Source organism: Nitrincola sp. A-D6 (assembly GCF_000764495.1).
GTDB lineage: Bacteria > Pseudomonadota > Gammaproteobacteria > Pseudomonadales > Balneatricaceae > Nitrincola.
Genome location: NZ_JRLB01000023.1, coordinates 1 through 5,298, shown reverse-complemented (window position 1 = coordinate 5,298; position 5,298 = coordinate 1). Strand labels below are relative to the sequence as shown.

Annotated in this window: 3 protein-coding genes, 2 tRNA genes and 1 pseudogene; 2 read left to right on the top strand and 4 right to left on the bottom strand. The window is 51.4% G+C overall.

Translation table 11 applies throughout. From position 1 onward, the window contains the following. Positions 1-105 precede the first annotated feature (105 nt). Positions 106-1,305 carry a formaldehyde dehydrogenase, glutathione-independent gene (gene fdhA / locus LH51_RS04615; RefSeq protein ID WP_036520217.1) on the bottom strand — a complete coding sequence of 400 codons (1,200 nt, stop codon included), beginning with the start codon at positions 1,303-1,305 and terminating at the stop codon, positions 106-108. Positions 1,306-1,544: 239 nt separating this feature from the next. Between fdhA and ilvD the strand changes: the two are divergent. Beyond that, positions 1,545-3,219 (top strand): annotated as a pseudogene (gene ilvD / locus LH51_RS04610) (dihydroxy-acid dehydratase). Between the two features lie 142 nt (positions 3,220-3,361). Here the strand turns inward: ilvD and LH51_RS04605 are convergent. The 3 genes from LH51_RS04605 to LH51_RS04595 all read right to left on the bottom strand — a co-directional run bounded on the left by LH51_RS04605 (position 3,362) and on the right by LH51_RS04595 (position 4,415). Continuing rightward, a complete protein-coding gene (locus LH51_RS04605) occupies positions 3,362-4,015 on the bottom strand; it encodes a peroxiredoxin (protein WP_036520214.1) in 654 nt (217 codons plus the stop codon). Between the two features lie 235 nt (positions 4,016-4,250). After that, positions 4,251-4,327: transfer RNA gene (locus LH51_RS04600), tRNA-Pro, on the bottom strand. 12 nt (positions 4,328-4,339) lie between these two features. Beyond that, positions 4,340-4,415: transfer RNA gene (locus tag LH51_RS04595), tRNA-Asn, on the bottom strand. 181 nt (positions 4,416-4,596) lie between these two features. Here LH51_RS04595 and LH51_RS04590 point away from each other — a divergent pair. Then, the coding region (locus LH51_RS04590) for a YcaO-like family protein (protein ID WP_036520211.1) at positions 4,597-5,298 on the top strand (702 nt) is incomplete at its 3' end.

Below are 5,298 nucleotides of genomic sequence, written 5' to 3'. Positions count from 1 at the left end.
CGCGGGTTTGTAGGAGCCCGGTCCCCGGGCGAAAGAGTTCGCTCGCAGAGCGAGCTCCTACAAGGTGTTGTTGAAGCCCGGTCCCCGGGCGAAAAGGTTGACCTTTTAAGCTGCAAACTCGGCGTGAGGATCAATGACAAACTTTTTCGCTGCCCCACCATCAAAATCGGCATAGCCTTTGGGTGCTTCATCCAGTGAGATCACTTGAACATTAACGGCTTTGGCGATCTGAACCTTATCGAACAAGATGGCCTGCATCAGCTGACGATGGTATTTCATCACCGGGCATTGGCCGGTATGGAAAGAGTGTGACTTCGCCCAACCTAACCCAAAGCGCATACTTAAGTTGCCCTGTTTTGAAGCCTCATCAACCGCACCAGGATCTTCAGTCACATAGAGGCCGGGTATGCCGATTTGTCCGCCAGCACGGGTTATGTCCATCATGGAGTTGAGAACAGCTGCAGGCTTTTCTTCGTGATGACAGCTGCCATGGCAATGGGCTTCAAACCCTACACAGTCAACGGCGGCATCGACTTCAGGTACACCGAGTATCTGTTCAAGTAATGCAGGGAGCTCGGCATCCTGACGTAGGTCGATAGTTTCGCAGCCAAAGCTTTTGGCCTGAGCGAGACGTTCAGGAATCATATCGCCAACGATGACACAGGCCGCACCGAGTAACTGTGCAGAAACAGCCGCCGCCAGTCCAACAGGGCCAGCACCTGCAATATAAACGGTAGATCCAGGCCCGACCCCTGCGGTGACACAGCCATGGAAGCCTGTCGGAAAAATATCTGACAGCAAGGTCAGATCACGAATTTTCTCGCGTGCCTGATCGGAGTCCGGGAATTTGAGCAGGTTGAAGTCAGCATAAGGGACCATTACATATTCGGCCTGGCCACCAACCCAACCGCCCATATCCACATAACCATAGGCAGCACCTGGGCGGGCCGGGTTTACGTTTAAGCAGATGCCGGTTCGACCCTCTTTACAGTTGCGACAACGTCCACACGCAATGTTAAAAGGGACTGAAACGATATCACCCACTTTAAGAAACTCAACGTCACGGCCACATTCGATGATTTCACCGGTAATCTCATGGCCCAGAACCAGACCAGACGGCGCCGTAGTGCGGCCTCGGACCATATGCTGGTCGCTGCCGCAAATATTAGTGGTGAGTACTTTGAGGATGACGCCGTGTTGGCAGTGTCGTTTACCGAGGGACAGTTCAGGGAAGGCGATAGAGTGTACTTCGACCTGACCAGGCCCTGTATACACGACACCGCGATTTCCGGTAGAAATAGCCATGGCTTTTCTCCTTTATGATTATTAGAGCGGTCTATAAATACTGCAGACACCCGTCAGTCTAAATGGACACGAATGCCAGGACTTATGCGACCACGCCATTTTAAGAAGCAGAAACGACGGTTGATTTCTCGGTATGTCGGTTAATCTATGCTGAGTATTAGCGCTGTAAGCACAGGTTCACTACACTGGTGAGCAGATAAGCATTTACCTTTCATCCTATTTCAATCAGTGAGGCCTCTATGCCAGAAGATAATCGCCGCCGTTATTCATCCCAAGTGTTGATGGTCTTGGGAAGTCAGCTAGTCGTGCCATGTTGAGGGCTGTTGGTTTCACAGACGACGACTTCCGTAAACCTCAGGTGGGAATCGCTTCTACCTGGAGTAACCTCACGCCATGCAATATGCACATCAATCGCTTAGCTGAAGAGTCCGCAGCGGGTGCCGATGAAGCGGGGGGAAGTCGCTGATTTTCAATACTATTACTGTATCTGATGGCATTGCCAATGGCACCGAAGGGATGAAGTACTCTTTAGTGTCCCGAGAGGTCATTGCCGATTCCATCGAGACGGTTGCGGGTTGTGAGGGGTTTGACGGACTTGTGGCTATCGGTGGTTGTGACAAAAACATGCCTGGGTGCCTGATGGGGCTTGCGCGATTGAACCGCCCGGCGGTGTTTGTATACGGTGGCACCATTATGCCGGGTGAAAATCACACAGATATTATCTCCGTTTTTGAAGCGGTGGGTGCACATGCTCAGGGCAATATGGACTTGATCGAGCTCAAGCAGATCGAAGCGACCGCTATTCCCGGTCCAGGTTCGTGCGGGGGGATGTATACTGCCAATACCATGGCCTCGGCCATCGAAGCCATGGGGATGAGTCTGCCGGGAAGTTCGGCACAGAATGCTGTGTCCGAAATCAAAATGGCTGATTGTCGCGCGGCAGGAGCTGCGGTACTGAATCTGCTAGAACGCGATATCAAGCCATCCGATATAATGACCCGAAAAGCCTTTGAAAATGCGATCACGGTTGTTATCGCCCTGGGTGGCTCGACCAATGCTGTGCTGCACTTGTTGGCTATGGCCAGTACGATAGGCGTTGAATTATCACTTGAGGACTTCGCTGAAATCGGTCAACGCGTTCCTGTGCTGGCCGACCTGCGTCCAAGCGGCCATTACATGATGTCGGAACTGGTTGCCATAGGAGGTATTCAGCCATTGATGCGAATGCTGCTGGATCGGGGGCTGCTGTATGGCGACTGTCTGACCGTTACTGGTCAGACTCTAGCGGAGAATCTGGCAAATATAGCGCCCTATCCTGAAGGTCAGGAGATTATTCACAGCTTCGACAACCCGATAAAGGCAGACAGTCACCTGCGCATCCTTTTCGGTAACCTGGCACCGACGGGAGCTGTCGCAAAAATCACCGGTAAGGAAGGCACGCATTTTAGTGGGCGTGCACGGGTTTTTCATTCTGAAGAAGAAGCACAAGCGCGTATTTTGGACGGCTCCGTCATCGCCGGTGATGTGCTGGTAATTCGCTATGAAGGGCCTCGCGGTGGTCCTGGAATGCGGGAAATGCTCAGTCCAACCTCGGCCATTATGGGTAAGGGGCTAGGTAATGATGTGGCACTGATTACCGACGGTCGTTTTTCCGGCGGAAGTCATGGCTTTGTTGTGGGTCATATCACACCCGAAGCCGCAGAGGGTGGCCCCATCGCGCTGGTTGAAGAGGGCGATAGCATCACCATTGATGCGGTTGGCAATCGTATTGACCTGGATGTTTCAGAGCAGGAGCTTGAGCGCAGGCGCCAAGCCTGGCAGGCACCCAGCCCCAGGTATCGCCGAGGTGTGCTGGCAAAGTTTGCGCGTAGCGTCAGTTCAGCCTCAAAGGGGGCGGTCACGGATCTAAGCTAGTCTTGAGATCAAGTATGCTGACCCCTTGAACTGACCCCTTGAATTTCAAGCTTCGCTCGCAGAGCGAGCTCCTACAGGAGGTTGGGTGGTTATTGTAGGAGCCCGGTCTCCGGGCGAAAGGCTTCGCTCGCAGAGTAAGCTCCTACTTGGGGTTTTTAACCGTACGTAAGTAGGGTAGTTTTATATCCAGTTCACCAAATTTTTCTTGCGCCTGTTCATTGTTTAAAGACAGCGCAACGATGACGTCCTGACCCTGAATCCAGTTTGCCGGTGTTGCCAGGGGAGCACCAAAAGTTGTCTGCAGTGCATCCAGCGCGCGCAAAATTTCTGCAAAATTTCGACCCACAGACATGGGGTAAGTCATCGACAATTGCAGCTTTTTGTCTGGGCTGATGATAAACACCACGCGCACACTTGCTGAATCGGCTGCTGTGCGACCGTCAGGCAGGTAGGCGTCAGCTGGCAACATATCCAGTGCTTTTGAAACAGCCAGATCATCGTCAGCAATAATTGGGAAACCTGCTTTAGCACCCGAGTAGCTTTCAATATCACCCTTCCACTGCTTGTGCTCTTCAACGCCATCAACGGATAAGCCAATGACCTTGGTGTTGCGCTTCTCCCACTCGTCGGCTAACTGAGCAACTGCGCCAAATTCCGTGGTGCAAACGGGAGTAAAGTCTTTTGGGTGACTAAACAGAATGGTCCAGCTATCACCGATCCAGTCATGCAGATCAAAGTTACCCTGATCTGTAACCAGATGCAGATTGGGGACGGTTTCATTAATACGAATTGCCATGGAGTCGATCCTCTTGGATGTTGTGCTTATTCCGTAATGTAACTTCGACTCTTCCAGTACTACAGCTTACCCTGATGCAGAGTCTATTCAGCTGTTTAGTATATATCTGATAAAAAGCATGAAGGTGGAATTCATCGAGAACTTATAGGAATAAACTGATAGCAACAAGGCTAGGCTCTAAAGCGAGTATTTACAAGGGGTGTGAGATTTTTTTGCAAATCTTGAGAAAGGAAAGTGGTCGGAGTGGAGGGATTCGAACCCCCGACCCTCTGGTCCCAAACCAGATGCGCTACCAAACTGCGCTACACTCCGACATTCGTGCTGTGGCTCCCCGAGCTGGACTCGAACCAGCGACCAATAGATTAACAGTCTACTGCTCTACCAACTGAGCTATCAGGGAATCGCTCAACACAGGCCGCGTATATTAATGATCGGAGGGGTTGTCGTCAACACTGTAAGCAAAAAAATATAAATTTTTTAGTTCGGGATCCTTGCAGTATAATCTTTGATCAATCAATAAGATGCGCTGGTCGTTAGTTTATCTGTCGATACAGTCCGGTTTTACCCTTGGGAGAGTATGAATGACGCAGATTCTGGGAAAAGATGCGCCGCTGGAAGAATCTATAGAGCGGATGAGCGCGGCTTTGCAGGCGCTGGGGTTCGAAATAGAGGAAACGCGCTGGCTGAATCCGGTACCTCATGTCTGGTCTGTCTACATCCATGAAAAACACTGCCCGCTGCTATTTGCCAATGGCAAAGGCTGCTCGCGTGAAGCCGCATTGGCGAGCGCTCTGGGTGAGTTTTTTGAACGCCTGAGCTGTAACTATTTCTTTGCGGACTATTATTTGGGTTCCAAGACCGCGTCGGCTGATTTTGTACACTTTCCTTACGAGCGCTGGTTTCCGGTCAAGAGTGCGGAGTGGCCGGAGGGTCTGCTCGATGAGGGTGCCCGCAACCATTACGATCTGAATAATGAAATTCACCCGGAAGCGCTGATAGATATCAATTCCGGCAATGCCGCTCGTGGTATCTGTGCCTTGCCCTTTGTGAAGCAGCGCAGCCGTGAGACTGTGTGGTTTCCGGTTAATATTCTTGGCAATCTTTACGTTAGCAACGGTATGGCGGCAGGCAATAGTATCTGGGAAGCACGGGTGCAGGCGCTGTCAGAAATTTTTGTGCGCCATATTAAAAACACCATTATCTCCTCTGGCATCAGTTTGCCGCTGATTCCTGAATCTGAAATTGCCAAGCACCCCAAGGTCAAAGCGGCTTTGCGAACGCAT